Below are 19,897 nucleotides of genomic sequence, written 5' to 3' on the forward strand. Positions count from 1 at the left end.
TGATTAATGACCTACATGTTCTCTGGATAGATATACATCAGCATCTCTGAATAATGGCATGAAACTCAATACATATTATTCCATCAAAACCTGAAAGAGCATCATCAGGGCTATAGAAACGGTAGCTATGGTGGCAACCTGTTGCTTTTTGGCATTTTCCAGGGCATCTGGAACAAGGTCTGAAAAGACCATCCAAATCATGGCCCCGGCCGCCAGGCCTAATCCTACGGGCAGGAACGACTTAAAGGCGGAAACAAACAGAAACGCAGGTATAGCTAAAAGTGGTTGCGGCAAACTGGAGACTACACTCCAGCCTGCAGCCTTCCATGTACTCATGCCTTTGGGAATTAACACCAGGCTGATGGCTAAACCTTCAGGAATATTGTGTATAGCAATTGCAACAGACATAAAAACACCAAATCCTTCTTCACCCCCAAAAGACACGCCTACCCCAACGCCTTCTGCAAATGAATGTATAGTCATCACACCAATGATCATCAATGCTTTCTTTGCATTGGCTCCCTTTAGCTTACCAACATGAAGATTTTCATGACTGGACAGCCATTTTTGGCTTAAAAGGATAAAAACCAGACCTATCAATACTCCAATAATTGTTTTGTAAAGATTATAATTTATGCCTTCATTAATCAGCCGAAAACTGGCGGCCAGCATAATTCCCGATGCTACTCCACCGGACCAGCCCAGCCATTTCTTGGGCATTTTTTTCACGAAAAAGAAGGGAATTGCTCCAAAACCCGTCGTAATTGCAGTGATTAAGGCGTATAAAAAAACTCTAAATACAGTCTCGTCAAACATAACTTCAATAGTATCGAATGTTCATCAGGATCAAAAACAAATTAAATTCTTATAGCATTCAAAAAGTTCGAAATCAGACAATTTACTAATTTATAATAAACTCTACTGCCGATTGAATGTGTAAATCGGTCGTTTTAATAAAAGGCGTTGTTGAACTTTCATCTTTGAGCAAAATGGGTAATTCGGTGCAACCCAAAATGGCAGCATCGATTTCATGCTGATGCTTTTTAATAAGTTCTTTATAAAATGTTTTGGCTTCTTTAGAAAATTTTCCTTTTGTCAATTCATTGGAAACGAAATAATGAGACTTTTCGATGGCTTCTTCTTCTGGAATGATAAGCTTTAAATCGTAGTTCTCGATAAGGTAATCCTTTAAAAAAGCCTTGGTTATAGTTGGTCGGTTTCCAAGCAGCAGTAAGGATTTGTAATTCTGTTTCACCGCTTCTTTTCCAATCGAATCACCAATATGTAAAAAAGGGATTTCGATTTGAGGCTGAACGTACTCTACAGCCATATGGGGCGTGTTGGCACAAATCACAATAGCTTCAGCACCAGCTTCCTGGAGTTTTTGGGCAACCCTTAGGTATACCGAATTTATTTCATCCTGCTGCTGTCGCCGCATCACATCTATAGGAATGCTATACAGCAAAAGTTCCGGGTTGGAATTGTTTTCAGTTTGCGCAATGACCTGAGCATTGATGGCCTTGTAATATTCTAAAGTGGAGTGATAAGAGGTTCCTCCAATAAGTCCTAACCGTTTCATATTAAAAGTTTTAAATAATTATTCTACATCTGTCTTCCCTCAAAACCCTATTTATTTTAAAATATTTATTAAGAAAGACCTTACCAAAGCTGTTAAGCAAAAAGCTGATAATAAATCAAACAGGATTTATTATCTATTGTGAAATTTAATTCTGCAAGTTAGGATTACTCCTCTATCTTTATGGTAACTTAAGTTACTATAAATCCATGGTAAAAAGTGAAGCTTTTAAAGCAAAAAGTGCAGGAAAATTTCAGAGTGTAATTCTCTGAAGATTTACTGTCTTTCAATTATAGGGGGTCAATAATTTTGGTATGACTTCTCATCATCCCATAAAATAAAAAAGCAGGAAAAGATTTCCTGCTTTTAGAATAAGAATATAAATTATTTATTGAGATGTCCAGCCGCCATCAAGCGTGTACGAAGATCCTGTTATAGCCGAAGAGTTCTCTGCTGCCAAAAATAAAGCGAGTTCTGCGATTTTCTCTTCAGGAATAAATTCCTTCACTGCCTGCTTTTTCAACATAACTTTTTGAACGACTTCCTCCTCAGATAATCCATGTGCCTTACTCTGGTCTCTTATCTGTCCTTCTACCAGCGGGGTTTTTACATAGCCCGGGCAAATAGCATTGCAGGTTATATTGGAGCCTGCCCCTTCCAGGCCGAGTACTTTAGTAAGACCTATTATACCATGCTTTGCTGAGACATAGGCAGATTTGAATTCAGAAGCTCTAAGACCATGCACCGATGAAATATTGATAATCCTACCAAAACCGTTCTTTTTCATGCCAGCCCATACTGCTTTTGAAGCGATAAAAGCTGCAGTAAGATTTACCGCGATGATAGAGTTCCATTTTTCCAAAGGAAATTCTTCAACTGGTGAAACATATTGAATACCTGCGTTATTGATAAGCACATCCACTGTATCAAATTTTTCTAATGTTGCTTTTATGAGTTTTTCAATTTCTTCTGGATGCATCAGGTTTGCATTAGAAAAATCTGTTTTTACCTTATATTTTTCGGTTACTTCTCCTGCTAGTTTGGTACCATTTTCTTCCAGACCATGAAACATGATATTATAGCCAGCTTGAGCAAAAGCAACAGCAATAGTATAACCAATTCCACTGGTACTTCCAGTAATCAAAGCTGTTTTAGACATTAGTTAAAAAGTTTAAAATTATCCTGTTAAATTCCGTAGGCTGATCCATGGTTACCCCATGTCTTGACCGCCTAACCACTTCAAGCTTAGAGTTTTTTATCTTTTTGGAATATGCTTCTTTTGAAGAAACAGGCGTATAATCCTGATCTGAAGCAATGACCAATGTAGGGACTTCTATACCTTTTATCTTTTCCCCTATTCCCCATTCCATAAGAGTAATAAATGAGTTGAAATAGGTACTTACAGGGTTTTTTCTTAGCCTTTCATAAAACACATTTCTAAGTTCAATCTGTTCATTTTCGGGAAACATGCTTTCTGCTATTTGCTTTGCTAAAGGTTCAATTCCAATAGCTTTTAAAATCTTTGTTCGCTCCCTTATCATTTCTTCACCCATGTCGCCTAAATCGTTGAAATCTGGAGCTGTATTGACTATGATGAGTTTAGAGATTAATTCAGGATGATTCACTGCCATTTCAAAGGCCACTGCTCCACCCATAGAAAATCCAAGAACTGCACACTGGTCTTCTTTAAGTTCTTTGAGCAAAAGAACATTATCTTCTGCACAAAGAGAAACTCCGTATTCCTCTCTCTTTTCTGGTTTGGATGAATTTCCATGACCCCGAAGATCTGGTGCTATTACCCTAAAATACTTAGAAAGCGTATCAATCTGAAAGTCCCAGTCAGCTTTTGTGGAACCTAGACCATGAAGGAGAAGAATTGCTTCTCCTTCACCTTTGTCAAGGTATTCCACTTCTATGCCGTTGCTAAGTTTAATGCTTCGGATCATATATGAATTTACATTTTGTTTCTTTTGTTTTGTCCGAACTGATATTTCAATTCTACTAGATACAATCTTCCGATAGACGGTGATGCCACAAACTCCCTCACTTCAGAATCAAAGATGTTGGTTACAGAAGCACCAAGAGTTAAGTTATCATTTATATTGTAACCAAGATTCAAATCAAAATTTACAAAACCTCCAAGCGGACCATAGTTCCAAGTTCTTCCAACCCTAGCGTTTTCTACAATTTCATTTATGCCATCTCCATCGATATCCTGAGTTTCTGCTGCTACATTAATTCCTGAGAAGAAGTCATATTCCTGAACCCATCGGCTGAAAATAGATCCAAAAAATTTATCTCCGGTATAATAGTAACCCAGATTTGCTTTGTGTCTAGGCGTGTTGATAGGTAAATCGGTTTTAGTTACTATACCGTCCTTGTTAGCGTCATTGGCAGGATCACTCTCATCTAAGGTATAATCGAAATAAGAATAATTAAAAGCCAGCCTGTTTCTATCATTCAGGTAATAGTTAAGACCAAGATCTGCACCGTAAGTATCCACTTCTCCAAAATTGAGATAAGTAAGAACAAATCCGCCGTTGGCTCCTGGAGTAACATCTCCTATTGGTACTCCGCCTCTTGAAACAACAGGATTACCTGGCTGAGCAATATTTAGCAAAGGACTTAGAAAATCTTCTGAAACATTATAATAAGCGTTTACATCCACAAAAAGTTTGTCTCCTAATAACTTCCCTTTATAGCCTGCTTCAAGAGAACGTATTGTTTCAACGCTTAATTCCGGAATCTGTGTTCCATCCTGAAGTGTAAATCCTTCTCCATTACCCAAAACAAGGCCTCCAAAAAGATTTCCGCTCAAGTTCAATATTGATGGAGCTGCAATACCTTTACCGTACGTAAGTCTGAAACTTCCAAAGTCGTAGTTTTTAACAAGAGCTGCTTTAGGTATAAAGTTCCCGCCATAAAGTTCATGGTTATCATATCTCCCCACTAAAAGAATGTCAAGGTCTATATCTTCGATATTATACTCAAGCTGACCATAAAATCCTGTTTGGTCTATTATAATAGCACCATCCTGATCCAATAAATAAGTTCCCTGTGAATCTGCTCTATCCTGTTGAAACTGAGCACCGGCTACATACAGAAGATTACCAATCTGGTTGTTATATTGTGCCTCTGCATTCAATCTTCGCGAAGCATCTTTAAAAACCGCTCCTCTTGGTAATGTAACTCCACCTCCCGGAGCCCCAGCGATTGGAAAAAAAGACTCTGTAAAAGAGCGACTTCTAGCCTCCTCTTCGCTAAAACCATTATTGATGAAAGACACATAATTCTGTGTTCTCTGATTTATAGCATAAGTATCATCTGTATTACTCCAGTGATGATAAACATTTGCGTATACACGTGGTGAAACAAATTTTAGCTGAGCATAGTCAATGCTCCAGTCTTTAATCTGGTTTCTACCTGCGTTGGTGACACCAAGGCTATTATTATTACTATGGCCGTAAGAAGCAATAAGGTCTGTTCTCTCATTAAATGAATAATAGGTAGTAGCTCCATATCTTGTCACAGAAAAATCTCTATCCAATTCCAATTCGGGATAAGCTGTAGTTCCCACATATACAGAATCTACATAGTTAAATTCTTCTCCCTGTTGTCTTTCTCCCCAGACCTTGAACGCGAATTTATCACTTACAACCTGAGCGTGACGAGCGCGCACATTGAATTGCTCCTGATTTCCTCCAGCAACAGCGATTGTTGTCCCTTCAGAAGATCTAGGATCTTTAGTAATGGTACTTATTAATCCGTTATGAGCATTTGGGCCATAAAGTGCAGCGTTAGGTCCTAAAATGATTTCATTTCTTTCTATATCATCCCTGGTAATGGTAGAGAAACTTCCAAATGGTAAACCAGTAGCTATAAGAGAGGAAATTCTACCGTCTTCCACTTGTAAATTCTTACTATTGAAAGCAGAGTTGAACCCGCGAATATTGAGGCCAATTCCCTGCACACCGGTTCTTACGTAATCCACACCTTTTTGTCTTGCAGCCAATTCTGCAGGATTACCAGCATACCTATCAATATCTTCAGAGTTTATAATATTAACTGTAGCCGGGGCTCTGGTTACTTTCTGTGGTCTTCGGTTTGCTGAGATCACAACCTCATCAATCATGGCAGATGACTCAGAAAGACTAAAATTCTCCACCAGAGCATCTCCCGCGTTGATTACGATCTCACGAGAAACAGTTTCATAACCAATATAGAAAACATCTAGCACGTAGGTCCCAGGGTCAATGTTTTTAAGCATATACTTCCCTTCAGAATCACTGACAGCTCCAACATTGGTACCTCTAAGCACTACGCTAGTTCCTTTAAGTGGCTTTTGAGTACCTGCTTCCAGAACAGTACCACGCACAGTTGTATTTTGCGCAAATGAGGTTATACTCATAAACAGACAAAATAACATTGAAAAATGTATCTTCATAAGATTAAAGTTTAAATTAATTTAAGACCAAATTAGGAATTGGTCTTAGTTTTTTATTAAGAGAAAAAAAGATTGCTTTATGTGACTAAAGAAATAAAAAGGATTCTTTGTAAGACAACACATTAATTTTACTGATCTGAGAACAAGTGCGACTTTATCGAGGAAAATAGTGTAGGTAAACTGAAAGATAGCCTTTCTACAAAACGAAAGAATTCTGAACGTCCCTTTTTTGTGAAGTTATCAGTGTTTTCAGCAGTCTTAAGAAGTTCTTTTTTAAGTTTTTCTTCAGAGTAATTTCCCTCCATATAATTGGCAAGTATACAATACCAGTGAATCTTTGGAATAAAATCCTCAAGATGCATTACCTCGGTCTCTCTTTCTATCAAGTTGTATTTTCTAGCAATTTTTAAAACGTACCCGAATTTCTCTTTGGCCGTTAACAACATCAAGTAATTTGAAAAAAAATGCCTCCACCTGTGCTCAAATACATTTTGATTGTTATTATTTATAAAATTTTTAGCAAAACTTTCAGCTACATCAAGCCGTTTATTCCTCACCAAAGTGCGGATGTAATGGGTAGCAAAGCCTAGCTTTTGGTGATGATTATGAGTCTTTTTGAACAGGTCATAATTACTCTTCATTAAATCCAGAGCCTCTTCATTTTTTTCTTTCTTAAGCAGAATAGCGATAAGGTTATTTAAATAAAAAAGCTTATCACTGTTTTCTTGTTTTATAGATAGATGAGCATAATATTCAGCCTTGTCCAAATCCTCAAGATTGGAATGAAGTATGACTCGGTTTGCATAATAATTAAAGAGAATTCTTCTGGAATACATAAGACCCTGCTTGAAATAGGCATCTACCTGGTCAAAAACTTTTTTTGCCTTATCGTATTCTTTATAATTAAAATACAAAAACACCAACCGAACAAAAGCATTGTACCTGTTCAGACCATCTAATTGCTCACTGCGCATGAACGCCAAGAGTTTTTCCTCCCAATGTTTAGTATCAAGGCTACCGCTGGTATACTGACGTGTTAAATCTTTTGTTGCAAAAAAAAGCTGCTCCTTGACATCTACTGTTTTAAGATAAAACGCGTTATGATCTCTTAAAAAACTTTCGGTGATCTTACAATCCTGATAGCGGAAACGTATCAGAAGAAAATCCTGATATTCCCTCACCAGTTCATAGAATTTCTGAAAATAAAACGAAGTGTGAGTATAGCTATTGATTTGATTTAACAAAACCTCTTCCTCCACAGGTTGTATTGTATCGGTTAGAATCTTGTTTTCAGTTACAGAGAGGTAATTCAAGTGTTTGTCTACATCCGCATTTTCCAGTTTTTTTGCGATCCATTTTTTGATGTAGGCATATTTTCTTTTGTCAATATTCTCATCGAAATCCTGAAAAGAGATTAATGAACTGGCATTATCACATACTTTATTTAGAATAGACTCCTTTTCTTCATCCCTTATTTTATTATCCCTCAAAAGATAAGAAGCCTCATGAGGAAGAATCCCTTCAGCAAAATCAATGAATATTTTAAGCTTAGATTTCACTAGTTTTTCAAGAATTCAGCAATCTCTTCATTAACTTCCCCCGACTTCTCAAAGTTTACAAAATGTCCGGCTGCGTCTATGAGTTTTACTTTTAGATCGGATATTCTTTCTTCGGCATCCTGTACCAAGGAACTGATGTCCTGCGAAGGATGAAAATAGGTATTGGGTATCAAAAGATCGTTTTTACCGTAAATCATTAAGACCGGGATTTGAATCTCAGAAAGCCGGTCGATTACCGGTTCATCAAGCATCGCATAAATATTATTCACCACAACTTCAGCATAGATTTTCATATCCTCAGCCTCTTTCATAGCGATTCGATCTTTAATCATAAATTCTGCATCCTCGGGAAACTGATAGAAATTCATTTTGAAGTTATTTCTTATTTGTTCTGGCGAAGAATTTTCTACAATCGCAGCATTATAGGAAGCTTTCATCAATTTTACTTCATCCTCTGAAAATGTTTCTATCCCTGCAGGTGCTATCAAAATTAGCTTTTCAAAATTGTCCTGTGCAGCTAATACAGTTTGAACTGCGACTTGACCACCCATGGAATGTCCTATCAAGATGACATCCTGAAGATTCTTTTTTTCTATGAAGCTGTTTAAAAAATCAGCATAGTCTTTTAAGGAATAAGCAGTGCTGTTTTTTGTGGATTTTCCATAACCAGGAAGGTCCAGAGCTATACATCTATATTCATCCTTAAGTCCTGAAATATTCTTATTCCAGGACTCTAAGTTGCTGGAAAGTCCGTGAATAAACATAAGTGTCTTTTCTCCTGAACCTAAATCCACGAAAGCAATCTTTTCTTTTTCTATTGAAATCTTTTCCACTTGTTCATCATAGTTTAATATCTCACTTATCTGGTTCTGACCAACAGCACTAACCCAGCACAATATTATGCTGCTACAAAAAATTCTTTTTATCATTGTTTATTTTTTTAAATCCGACTTTCAATTCGTTCTTATTAATTTTTCCAAGTCCTGACTTCGGCAACTTTTCCATAATAATAATCTCTCTTGGTACTTTATAGGAAGCCAAATGTTTTCTCAGATAAGAACGGATATCCTTCACTTTGAGTTTTTGATTTTGAAGAACCACAAATGCAACTCCAGTTTCTCCCCAGTTTTCATCTTCTACTCCAACTACTGCGGCTTCTTCAATCCCATCAATTTGATAAAGTATATTTTCTATTTCCGAAGGGTGTATATTTTCTCCTCCAGAAATATAGATATTATTTTTTCTTCCGATCATAAATAAGAATCCATCTGCATCCCTGCACACAATATCGCCAGTATGCAACCATTCATCTTTGATTTTCTGCAAGGTACACGCTGAATTGTTCCAGTATCCCGGAGTAACAATATTACCTTTAATGCATAATTCGCCTGCCTGATTATTATTTACTTCTTCATTTTTATGATTAAGGATTTTCACATCCACATAAAAATTGGGTTTTCCTATAGAGCCTTTCTTCCAGAGCGCCTCATGCCGATGCAGAGAAGTAATAGAAGGCCCTGCTTCTGTAAGACCATACCCCTGGCTCATGAGAATTCCCTTTTTGGCCCAGATATCTATTAATTTACAGGAAAGATTTTCTCCCCCAACTATAAAATAATTTAATTTCTTAGGCTTGAATTTACTAAAGACTTTGGATTTCACCATCATGCGCAACATTGTCGGCACAGCAAGAAATAAACTTATAGGCTGTTCCTGAATGTAACTTAAAATTTTACCTGGTTGGAACTTACTGATGAAATCTACACGTGCCCCTCGGTGTAACATCGGCAGCAGTAAAACATTCCATCCTGAAGTATGAAAAGGCGGCAATGCATTAATGGTGTGATCCACAGAAGTTATTTCTAACTGAACAGCTGTATTCAAGCTATTCCAGAACATCATTCTGTTGGTATAGATTACTCCTTTAGGCTTTCCTGTTGTACCCGAGGTGTAAAAAATAAATATGGGTTGTTCTGTATCTATTTTAAAGTCCAGATTAGGATAATCTGTGTCAGCTTTTTCTGCTTTTTCAAAAAAACTTTTAAAAGACATAAACTGAGCCTGTATTTTGTTTTTTTGTTCAGGTATTTTTGTTTTAAATTTTAAGTCATCCCCTAAAATGAGTGAGGGACTTACATCGTCTATACAATAACCTATTTCCTGTGATGTATATCTATAATTAAGAGGAACCAGAATAATTCCTAAACGCTGAGTAGCAATGAAGAGCATCAGATATTCTGGAGAATGTTCCGCTATAACAGCCAGTCGTTCTCCTCGTTTAAGCTGAAATCTGTTGATGAGGTAGTTGCCAATCTTCAGAGAATTTTCGTGAAGTTCCATATAGGAAAAAGATCGCTTAGTATCCAAGCAGTACACAGCCTTCTTATAAGGCGTATAGGATGACCATTTCGCTATCCAGTCCAGGTAGTTCATTCTTTCTTTTTACTTATCAAATATAGAAAATTAGCGATCAGAAAAGATACTACAATTGCAATGGCAGCAGATACTCCAGGATTATTTACTGGCTCTTGCATATATTCTGTAATTCTTCCGTAATAAATTATAAAATGAAGTGCAACAGCAGAAAAACTAGCGATAAAGACGGCGGTTTTTTTCACTTTTTTAAAATATATTCCAAACAGGACCGGTACAAAAGCAGCAGCAAAATAGGCATAAACCCCATTTTGCGCAAAAATGGCAACACTCACATTAGGATTCTCTATCTGATCATAACTCAGCAGAAAACTTGCTATTGCTAAAGCTACGATGACGATTTTATTCAAAGTCACTCCACTAATCTTCTTTACAACCGGAAAAAGAGGAGTAATAAGGTCTGTACTTATCGTAGTAGAAAGCGACTGAATTAAATTTTCAAGTGTTGATAGACCTGCTGAAATTAATCCTGCGACAATAATAACCCCGGCACCAGCAGTGAAAGTTTTTACAACATAGGCAGAAACCAGCTCATCCATCTGAAGCGGATCACCGTTTAAAGTAAGATCAGGGAAGAGAATTCTGGCATACAATCCAACGATGACTACCAAAAAGAAAAGTATCATGCAAATGATAGCGATGACCAGATATTGATTTACTGACTTTTCACTTTTCAGAAAAAGGGTTTTTGTAATAATGTGAGGCTGACAGACAATCGCTATTCCAATAACAATCTGGCAGAAAATAATTTCGAAATAATCTCTAAATAAGAAACTTTCTTCATTTGTGGGCTCTACCAGATTTGGATCAATATTTTTAAGCGTAGACACAAACCCATCAAAACCTTCACTGAAATAATCAGCACCAGATGCCAAAAGCATAATAGCGACTATAAACATTAAGATAGCCTGCACGGAATTCGTGTATACCATAGAGTTTGCCCCACCAAACATCATATATCCAAATACAAAAACTACCAGTCCTAAAAGTACCCAGAACGGTTCCATATTAAGAGATTTGGAAATGATTTGTGTGAGACCAACACAAATAAGTACAATAAAAGTGATTAACAATAGAGACAGAATAGCGAAAAATATGGTCATGGCTTTACTATCATAACGCTTTCCTATCCACTGGGCCATGGTTACTGCCTTGACAGTAGACCCATATTTCTGAAAGGCTTTGGTAAAAAAGATAAGCGAAGCGAAAATAGCGATCGGCATTACGATCCCAAAAGAGATAATTCCTGAAAAACCATAGAGTGCGATAAATCCTGGGTTAATGATAAACGTAGCTGCACTTGTCATGGAAGCTGCGAGTGACAAGCCTACAGCCCAGGCCGGAAAGCCTTTGCTTCCGATTGCGAAATCGTTGATGTCTTTCGTTTTTATCATACCTCTTACCACAAAGAAAATGATAACTATCGCATAAATTATAAGTAGAATAGTCACGTAAGTTGACCAGGTATCGCTCGCAAACATATATAGTATTAATTTCAAAAGTGAAATTAGAGGTAATTGTCGAATCTACCTATTCACAAAGAAAATTTGAAAGTGTGACTTAATCAAATATAAGCCTGTAAAAGAATCTGAAGCCATATATAGCGTGCAAATAAAATTCCGCGACTTTCATTAGCCTAATTATTTGAAAATTTCAGATGAAAAATTCAAAAATTATGATATTTAATAGCCCCCGATAGCAATGGAAAGCCCGCAACCCCCAAGGCTTTTTTTTTGGGGGGGGGCGGACTTGAAATGTATAGCGGGAATAGCTTCACATACTAATACTAGTGTGTAAATTCTTTATAAACGATGTATATGCCCATGAGCAGGACAAACCAGCCAAAGCCTTTTTTGAGTTTACCGCCGTCAATAAATTTATTCAGCCAGATGCCCACAAAAATTCCGACGACCGAAAGTCCTGTAAATATTCCCAAAAAGACCCAATCAATCTCCATATTTTGAACATCTCCAAGAAAACCAATCAAAGATTTGACAGCTATAATCAATAATGAGGTGGCTACTGCTTTTTTCATAGGGAGTTTGGCCAGTAATACCAGGGCAGGAATGATAAGAAAGCCCCCTCCTGCCCCTACGATTCCTGTAAGGAAACCCACGACAATACCTTCAACAATAATAAGCGGGTAATTGTATTTCACCTCAACCTCGGCTTCCTCCAGTTCTTCCTTTTTGTCTTTGATCATGGAATAGGAGGCCAATACCATAATGAGTGCAAAAAACAGCATAATACCTATGTCCTTGGTCACTTCGAAGCCCGAAACCGTAAATATGGACTCGGGTATGGCCGGAATGGCAAATTTACGGGTGAGGTAAACGGCAATAAAGGCAGGGATGGCAAAAACAGTGGCTGTTTTAAAATCGACGAGGCCTTTTTGCATATTCCTAAGCGCTCCTACAAGACTTGCTGTTCCTACTACAAAAAGAGAATAGGCTGTAGCGGTAACCGGGTCTTCGGAAAGCAGATAAACCAACACGGGAACAGTAAGAATAGATCCGCCACCACCAATTAATCCAAGTACTACACCTATGACAAGTGCCCCAAAATATCCTAGTAATTCTATTATTTCCATGTGGTAAGTTACATTTTTAAGACGCAAAGATAGAACTCGACCTAAGCCCGGGCAGTAACTTTGGTTACATTGAAAGTAGGGCTTTAAATTGATTTTGAAAGATTATTATTTATCTTAGCAAAAAAATAGGAAATGGCACTAGAACAAGAGGTAATGCAAAAAATGAAAGAAGCGATGAAGGCTAAAGACACGGTCGCCCTGGCTTCTTTACGATCTATAAAAAGTGAAATTTTAAAAGCTAAAACGGCCACTTCTAGCAAAGAGGAGATGACTGAAGCTGAGGAGCTGAAACTGGTTCAAAAACTGGTAAAACAGAGAAAAGACAGTGCCGACTTATATCTGGAGCAAAACCGCAAGGATTTGGCTGATGCCGAATTGGAAGAGGCTAAAATCATCGAGCAATTTTTGCCGGCCCAGTTAAGCGAGGAGGAAATCAGTAAAGAAGTGAAAGCCATCATCGCTGAAACCGGAGCTGAGTCTATGAAAGATATGGGAAAAGTAATGGGTTTAGCTTCTCAGCGCCTGGCTGGAAAAGCAGATGGCAAAACAATTTCCAAAATCGTTAAAGAGAACTTGTCTTAAAGCAGAATAGTATTGTATTTTTGCAATTCAAAATAACAGATTTCCGTGAACACGGAGATTGAAGGCCGCGTAGTTCAACTGAATAGAATATCAGATTTCGGCTCTGAGGGTTGGGGGTTTGAATCCCTCCGCGGTCACGAATAAATACTTCAAAAAAGAAAAAACGCCAAGTTTACTTGAGCGTTTTTTTGTTTGAAGTATTTTCAAAGCGGAACGCTTTGGGATGCGCGAAGCGAATCCTCGATGAACACAGCAAGCAGAAAACCACGCTTTTGCTCATAATGAATTTCTTTGTTACAGATACAAGCGAAAGCGGAACGCTTTGGGATGTACGTAGTGAATCCTTGCAAGCATGGGGTCTTAGGGTTTAGGCGGTAGGGTTTAGATTTTTGATTTGAGATTTTAGAAAAATAATTTGACCGGAATCCTAATCTGTGGTTTTCTAGTTTCAAAGCGGAACGCTTTGGGATGCACGCAGTGAATCCTTGTAAGCAAGAGGTTTTAGGCGGTAGGCTTTAGTGAACTTTAAGAACCAGGACGCTAGTCCGTGGTTTTTAATTTTCAAAGCGGAACGCTTTGGGATGCACGTAGTGAATCCTTGCAAACAAGAGGTATTAGGTTTTAGGCTACAGGCTTTAGATTTTTTGACCTTCCCTAAATAACCTTAAGGTTTTAATTAACATAAAGAATCAGGACGCTAGTCCGTGGTTTTCTATTTGCAAAGGGGGACGACAATGGTTATGCAATCCTGCTTATTTACGAATTAATCAAAAGTCGAATACTTATGAGGGGCGATTCCTGAGATTTAGTAAGACAAAAAAAAGAAGCTGCCTCACCTATGAGACAGCTTCCTTCGTGATGCAGGGTATCGAATCTAGGCTAATCACCTCCTGCTCTCTTGAGCTCTTCCAATGCGGCTTCCTGCCTTTTGCTTTCAAACTTGCTGCCAGAACTAAAGTTATAGCGTAAGGTTAATCGAACCGACTGGTCAAACATATACTGGCTTAATTTGTTCAGGTTATTATTGATTCGTGAACTTGCCGTTATGGTTTGGGTTCTGAACAGGTCTGTAAAAGCCAGGTTGACATCCAGCTTATCCTGCATAAATGATTTTTTGAAACCTGTATCTATCCCCCATCTGCTTTTAATCCTATATAATCCATAAGCCATAGGACTTGTATAAGACGCATTAATCTCCCATGAAATATCATAGGGTAAACTGATTTGATGATTGGATCGCGCTATAATCGAAAACTGTTCGTTTTCTAATTCCTCTCCATTGATCTGAGTATTGAAATACTGATAGGAAGCCACCAGGTTATTGTCCATTCTCCAGCCTTTGGTGATTCTAAGTGGTGCTATCAATGTCGCACTAAAATTTTTGTTGCGATCTATATTTCGAAAAGCAAAAGCCGTTTGATTGGTTTCTTCATTCTGAATAGGAACCTCTATAATAAAATCCTTAGAATATTGTGCGCCTAGAATCAGATTGTATTTATTCTTATAGGTTTGCGTAAGCTGAAACGAATTGGTATACTGAGGTCTTAAATCAGGATTACCCTCTACGTAAGAATACGGATCAAGATAAAAAATAAAGGGGTTCAGTCTTTCATAATTTGGTCTTGTAATCCTGCGGCTTAAGGAATAAGATACCTTGTAATCTTCAGAAATATTTTGCTGCACAAAAAGACTTGGAAATAAGTCCAAGTACTCACGAGGCGTCCTCTTATCCAAGGTAGCTGAATATCCCTCGGCGACGGTTTGCTCGAGTCTAAGACCCGCCTGAAGGTTCCAGGTTTCGTTAAATTTTTTACTAAAACTACCATAAGCGGCATAGATATTTTCATCGTATGAGAATCTATTACTAAGGTCCGGGTCTATTATACGCTCATTGTTTATGATTTCGTAAAATTCCAGCGTACTTCTGGACTTCACTTGACTTGCCTTAGCTCCAAATTCCAGTTTAGCAGCATTTGGCAAAGGCAACCCAAGATCCACTCTGGCAGCATAGATATCATATTCAGAAAAATTATCAGTCCCCAGTCTTTCCGTTTCACTATCAGACGGGCTGAAGGTAAATACATTGGTAAAGGTCGTATTGACATCTTTATTGAGCTTGACATAGTCAAGGTCGGCAGAAAGATTTGAGCCTACAGTATCCAGTTTCCACTGGTAATGCATGTTCATAGAGGCGTTATAAAACTCATCTTCCAAATGGTTTCTGGCATCGATAAAAGAGGGGGCACCTGCAGCAGGGTTGAGGGTAACCTCATTGTCCCAGTCATTTTCACCATTTTGATAGGTTAAGTTTCCCGTCACCCCTACACTATGCCTTTCGTTGATTTCATAATCTGTTCCCATTCGAAGAGAAGGAGTATAAAAAAATCTGGTTTCTTTTCCATTTTGATTGATGCGTGTTACACCTTCTTCCAGGTCAAAGGTTCTGAAGATCGTCTGTTCTCTGAATCTGCCATCTTTGGAAGCATCCAGATTCACAAAAGAATTCCATTTCCCTTTTTTATAATTCAGGTTGATGCCTGTATTATATAAGGAAAAACCGTTGTACTCATATCCGGCATATGCACTACCATTCATACCGCTGAGCTTGTTCTTTTTAAGAATGACATTAAGAATTCCAGCCGTCCCTTCCGCTTCATACTTGGCAGAAGGATTGCTTATAATCTCAATGTTTTTTATATTTTCTGAGGACATACCTTTCAGTAAGCTCTGTAATTCATTAGAAGAGAGATAGGTTGGACGTCCGTCAATCATCACCGCAACGTTTGCTTTTCCGTTGAGTTGCAAATCTCCGTTCTGGTCCAGCCAGACTCCGGGAGACTTGGCCAGCACTTCGTAAGCGGATGTTCCAGAAGCCATCACAGTCCCTGCCACATTAACAACCAGTTTATCGGCCTTCACTTCTATGCGGGGACGTTCGGCAATCACCAAGACTTCGTCAAGAGAATTTTCCTCAACGTGTAAGGTGATTACACCAAAATCCTTTTGAAAACTCGTGTTTTCAACTTTGAATGCTTCGGTTTTTACCGATTGGAATCCGATGGTAGAAAATTCAAGAAAATAAGCTCCATCTTCTGGAGTATCAATATTAAAATTTCCATTCATATCTGTTGCACCGCCTGATACGATAGTAGAATCTTTTACCTTAAGAACCACCACATTGGCAAAAGGTATAGTTTCACTTTGTGCATCCTGGACAAGGCCTGTTAATTTTCCTTGAGCAAGTCCTGCACCTGATATAAGTAAGCTTATGAGAATGAGTAGTGTTCGATACGTTTTCATCACTTTAAATTTTTAGGGTTAAACAATTTTATTTCAGCTGATACGACAAAGATGTATCGACATCTCCACTGCTGAAACCCTTTTTCTGTGAAACGGGATATGTAAGGAATGAATCGGTATATAAGTCGGTTAAATCTGAAGCACTAGTTAATTGCATTACAACAATTTTCACCCAGAGGAGTTGTTTCTTGTTATTATCCTATTTTAAGAAAAAAGAATAATACTTATATTTACCAAAAATGCTATGGATACAGATGCCCGTAAGCTCTTGAAATAAGTATTTCAATTCAACCTATATGTCCAAAAAAGGCCAGTCTAAAATTTCTTCATTTTTCAGAATCATAGGCATTGCTTTATTGACGACTGTGCTATTAAATGCAATTATACTTCTTGTTCATTATGGTTCGCTACTGTATGATCATGAGGGGCAACTTATTTATAAACAAATCATCCCCCAGGAGATTTTATTAACTTTTCTCTTTCTACTCAGCCTTTTTTGGTCTCATTCTAAAATTTCAGATTATTTCAATTCTTCAATTTTCTTAGAAAGAAAGCCAGTTCACAAAGCCATCATCGAAATTCTAACAGTGGTTTTGATTTCGTTACTATTGCTTCATTTAGTTCTTTTTATTCCATTCAATCTTCTTTATCCAGATGTTGATCCCATTCCTGAGCAATTGCGAACTGCCTATGTCTTAACCTGTTTTTTCTCTCTCTTCTTTTACTTTTTCGTAGAGCGAGAAAAAAGTCAAAAAATATTTCAGGCAGAACTCATCAGGTCTGCTCAGCTTCAAAAAGAGAATTTTCAGGCTCAGCTCCAGCATTTAAAAAACCAGGTCAATCCTCATTTTCTGTTTAACTCTTTAAACGTTTTAGGATCACTCATCAAAAAAGATCGAGCACAGGCGGTTGTATTCGTGAACAGGTTATCTGATGTCTATCGGGCTTTTCTTGATTTTAGCGATCAACAGCTGATTCCCCTGGAAAAAGAGTTAGAACTGACTAAAGCCTATATCTATCTTTTGAGTACAAGATTTGGCTCTAACATCAGGTTTGATATCGATGTGGAAAGCAAGTATCTATCCTGCCAGCTGCCTCCGGGTTCCCTGCAAATGCTAGTAGAAAATGCAGTTAAGCACAATGCGTCTACGATCCGAAATCCGCTCATCATCTCTGTTTTTACAGAGCATCAAAAGCTTGTGGTCCATAATAACATCAGGCCCCGGAAAGAAGGGGTTAAGTCCACGGGCAGTGGATTGGTAAATATTAAAAAAAGATACCGATTTCTTTCCAACCAGGAGGTAGAATTAAAAGAGAACAGCTCCGAATTTACGGTCAAGCTTCCATTATTAAAAGCTGAAAAACAATGAAGATCCTAATCATAGAAGATGAACAGCACGCCGCTGAATCCCTTGAAGAACTTATTCTCGAGCTAAGGCCACAGGTAATTATTCTCGCTTCATTAAGCTCTGTAGAAGATTCTATAGACTGGCTTAGCAGCCATCCTTCACCTGACCTTATTTTTTCGGACATACAGCTCTCTGATGGTAACAGTTTTGAAATATTTAGAGAAATAGATCCGGGCTGCCCTGTTATTTTCACGACCGCCTTTAATGAATACGCCTTAGAAGCCTTCAAAGTGAACAGCATCGACTATCTCTTAAAACCTATCAAAAAAAGAGAGGTCGGTAAAGCCATTAAAAAATTCGAGGATTTGTATCAACATCAGGTAGTTGAGGAACTGAATAACCTGAAAAAGCTATTGGCGAATACGGAAGCGACCTCAACACAGACCCTGAAAAAATCACGGTTTCTCGCCAAAAGCGGTCAGACACTCGTATCCATACCCTCAAAGGATGTGGCTTATTTTCAAGCTGAAGACGGCGTCGTCTTCCTGTATGATTTCAAAGGTAAACGCTATATTGTCAACCAAACCTTAGAGGAGCTAACTGAAGACACCGACTCCAATTCTTTTTTCAGGGTTAATCGCCAGTACCTTGTACATATCGATTCAGTTAAAGAAGCGCATTCTTATTTCAAAGGACGTTTGAAACTGGAACTGAATCCTGCAGGTCATGACGATATTATCATCAGCAGCAATAAGTCCAATTTATTTAAGAAATGGCTTGATCAATAGAAAAACGTATTTAAGTAAAATGAAAATATAAGACTTGGATGGAAGCAAATCAAGTAAGTCAGCAAAATCAATCTCCAGAATCCGTATGGAATAAGTTTCCGTTTTGGATTCGCCGCATTGCTATTGCAGCCATCATAACTATATCTATACATTTGTCTTTTTCGTTTATCATCCGGGGCACATTTATAAGTGATTTAGATATAACCGATGCTATTGAACTCCCTTTTTCTTTCTTATACATCCTTGCTCTATTTTGGATCTATCCCTGGATAAGTCGAATGGTGCATTCGGCTTTTCTAAGCAGAGTAAAGAAAATTTATGTCAAATTTATTGAGGGTTTCACAGTAGTGGTGACCACCGTACTGCTAACCCTGCTGGTAAGACTTTTTCCACTCTGGCTGGCGCTTCTTTTTATCAACTCAGTCCAGGATGATATCAATCTGGGCTTCAGTCCCGATCAAGTGCGCAGGAGCTTTATCATCCATGCCATTATTGGTTTATTCTTTTACTATTTTGTGGAAAGGCAGCGCATTCGCAAACAGTTACAAAAGGAACAACTACAGCGCGCACAGTTACAAAAGGAAAAATTCAGAGTTGACCTGGAAAATCTGAAAGATCAGGTCAATCCAGAATTTTTGTTTAATAGCCTGAATTTTTTAGATAAATTCATTCAGGAAAATCCAAAACAGGCTGAAGAATTTGTGGAGCGTTTATCCAATGTGTATCGCTCTTTTTTGAATCGACAGGAAGAATTGATATCATTGGAAGACGAGGCCTTAAAGCTGAAGGATTATCTTTATCTCCTCCACTGCCGTTTCAAAGACAAGATTAGTTTTAAAATGGAAATTGAAAAAGGAGCAGCACAACACGTCTTGCCCCCCGGTGCGCTTCAAAGCCTTATTGAAAATTTCATCACTGGTATTCGCTTTGAAAAAGAGGCCATTCTGCTTATTACAATCCATGCAAGTGACCAACAATCCATTTTAAAAATCGGTTTTAATACTCCGCTCCATACAAACGTATCCATGGATTCCGTCTTGAAAAACCTCAATAAACGCTATGGGTATTTTACAACACGAAACCTTGAACTTAAAAAAACCAAAACCGGTACACAGGTAAGTCTTCCACTTCTAAAACTCGAGAAAAGGATGTGATAAAATAGCATCAATAATCCATTTTGATTGTTAAGGAATTTTACTAACGCATCGGGGCAATCCTATTCTTAGATAACTCGAATACGTACTTACAAAGTGTAGAAAAACTTAGCGAGTCAAAT

The 19,897-nt window shown here is 37.9% G+C and carries 15 protein-coding genes and 1 tRNA gene; 5 read left to right on the plus strand and 11 right to left on the minus strand.

What is annotated here, in order from left to right:
- Window positions 1-75 precede the first annotated feature (75 nt).
- From BLP81_RS05880 to BLP81_RS05925, 10 genes are all read right to left on the minus strand, one after another.
- Window positions 76-816, minus strand: coding sequence for a ZIP family metal transporter (locus tag BLP81_RS05880; RefSeq protein WP_093366983.1), 741 nt, complete (start codon window positions 814-816; stop codon window positions 76-78).
- A gap of 85 nt (window positions 817-901) precedes the next feature.
- Complete coding sequence (locus BLP81_RS05885) at window positions 902-1,579, minus strand: aspartate/glutamate racemase family protein (RefSeq protein WP_093366987.1); 678 nt, start codon at window positions 1,577-1,579, stop codon at window positions 902-904.
- A 385-nt stretch (window positions 1,580-1,964) separates the two neighbouring features.
- A complete protein-coding gene (locus BLP81_RS05890; RefSeq protein ID WP_093366990.1) occupies window positions 1,965-2,735 on the minus strand; it encodes a 3-hydroxybutyrate dehydrogenase in 771 nt (256 codons plus the stop codon).
- Window positions 2,728-3,522: an alpha/beta fold hydrolase gene (locus BLP81_RS05895; RefSeq protein WP_093366992.1), complete on the minus strand. Its 795-nt coding sequence runs from the start codon at window positions 3,520-3,522 to the stop codon at window positions 2,728-2,730. Before BLP81_RS05895 ends, BLP81_RS05890 begins: the two co-directional genes overlap by 8 nt.
- 8 nt (window positions 3,523-3,530) lie before the next feature.
- Window positions 3,531-5,984, minus strand: a complete 2,454-nt coding sequence (locus tag BLP81_RS05900; protein WP_245686422.1) for a TonB-dependent receptor — start codon at window positions 5,982-5,984, stop codon at window positions 3,531-3,533.
- Window positions 5,985-6,148: 164 nt separating this feature from the next.
- Window positions 6,149-7,579, minus strand: coding sequence for a hypothetical protein (locus BLP81_RS05905; protein ID WP_093366998.1), 1,431 nt, complete (start codon window positions 7,577-7,579; stop codon window positions 6,149-6,151).
- Window positions 7,579-8,508, minus strand: coding sequence for an alpha/beta fold hydrolase (locus BLP81_RS05910; RefSeq protein ID WP_093367001.1), 930 nt, complete (start codon window positions 8,506-8,508; stop codon window positions 7,579-7,581). Before BLP81_RS05910 ends, BLP81_RS05905 begins: the two co-directional genes overlap by 1 nt.
- Entirely contained in the window at window positions 8,486-10,012 is a 1,527-nt protein-coding gene (locus BLP81_RS05915; RefSeq protein WP_093367004.1) for a class I adenylate-forming enzyme family protein, read from the minus strand. Before BLP81_RS05915 ends, BLP81_RS05910 begins: the two co-directional genes overlap by 23 nt.
- Window positions 10,009-11,511, minus strand: a complete 1,503-nt coding sequence (locus tag BLP81_RS05920) for a sodium/pantothenate symporter (RefSeq protein WP_245686423.1) — start codon at window positions 11,509-11,511, stop codon at window positions 10,009-10,011. Before BLP81_RS05920 ends, BLP81_RS05915 begins: the two co-directional genes overlap by 4 nt.
- A gap of 287 nt (window positions 11,512-11,798) precedes the next feature.
- On the minus strand, window positions 11,799-12,602 hold the full coding sequence (locus BLP81_RS05925) for a sulfite exporter TauE/SafE family protein (protein WP_093367009.1): 804 nt from the start codon (window positions 12,600-12,602) through the stop codon (window positions 11,799-11,801).
- Between the two features lie 132 nt (window positions 12,603-12,734).
- On the opposite strand from BLP81_RS05925, the gene BLP81_RS05930 reads away from it, so the two are divergent.
- Window positions 12,735-13,184, plus strand: a complete 450-nt coding sequence (locus tag BLP81_RS05930) for a GatB/YqeY domain-containing protein (protein WP_093367011.1) — start codon at window positions 12,735-12,737, stop codon at window positions 13,182-13,184.
- 63 nt (window positions 13,185-13,247) lie between these two features.
- A tRNA-Arg gene (locus tag BLP81_RS05935) sits at window positions 13,248-13,321 on the plus strand.
- Window positions 13,322-14,063: 742 nt separating this feature from the next.
- Here BLP81_RS05935 and BLP81_RS05940 read toward each other — a convergent pair.
- Window positions 14,064-16,484 (minus strand): TonB-dependent receptor, encoded by a 2,421-nt coding sequence (locus tag BLP81_RS05940; protein ID WP_093367014.1) that lies wholly within the window; start codon window positions 16,482-16,484, stop codon window positions 14,064-14,066.
- 296 nt (window positions 16,485-16,780) lie between these two features.
- Here BLP81_RS05940 and BLP81_RS05945 point away from each other — a divergent pair, with 296 nt between their 5' ends.
- From BLP81_RS05945 to BLP81_RS05955, 3 genes are read left to right on the plus strand one after another with little or no spacing between them, the layout of a single operon-like run.
- Window positions 16,781-17,854 (plus strand): sensor histidine kinase, encoded by a 1,074-nt coding sequence (locus BLP81_RS05945; protein WP_093367017.1) that lies wholly within the window; start codon window positions 16,781-16,783, stop codon window positions 17,852-17,854.
- A complete protein-coding gene (locus BLP81_RS05950) occupies window positions 17,851-18,621 on the plus strand; it encodes a LytR/AlgR family response regulator transcription factor (protein ID WP_093367020.1) in 771 nt (256 codons plus the stop codon). Before BLP81_RS05945 ends, BLP81_RS05950 begins: the two co-directional genes overlap by 4 nt.
- A gap of 38 nt (window positions 18,622-18,659) precedes the next feature.
- Window positions 18,660-19,775 carry a sensor histidine kinase gene (locus tag BLP81_RS05955; RefSeq protein WP_093367023.1) on the plus strand — a complete coding sequence of 372 codons (1,116 nt, stop codon included), beginning with the start codon at window positions 18,660-18,662 and terminating at the stop codon, window positions 19,773-19,775.
- Window positions 19,776-19,897 lie beyond the last annotated feature (122 nt).

The organism is Psychroflexus sediminis, from assembly GCF_900099815.1.
GTDB lineage: Bacteria > Bacteroidota > Bacteroidia > Flavobacteriales > Flavobacteriaceae > Psychroflexus > Psychroflexus sediminis.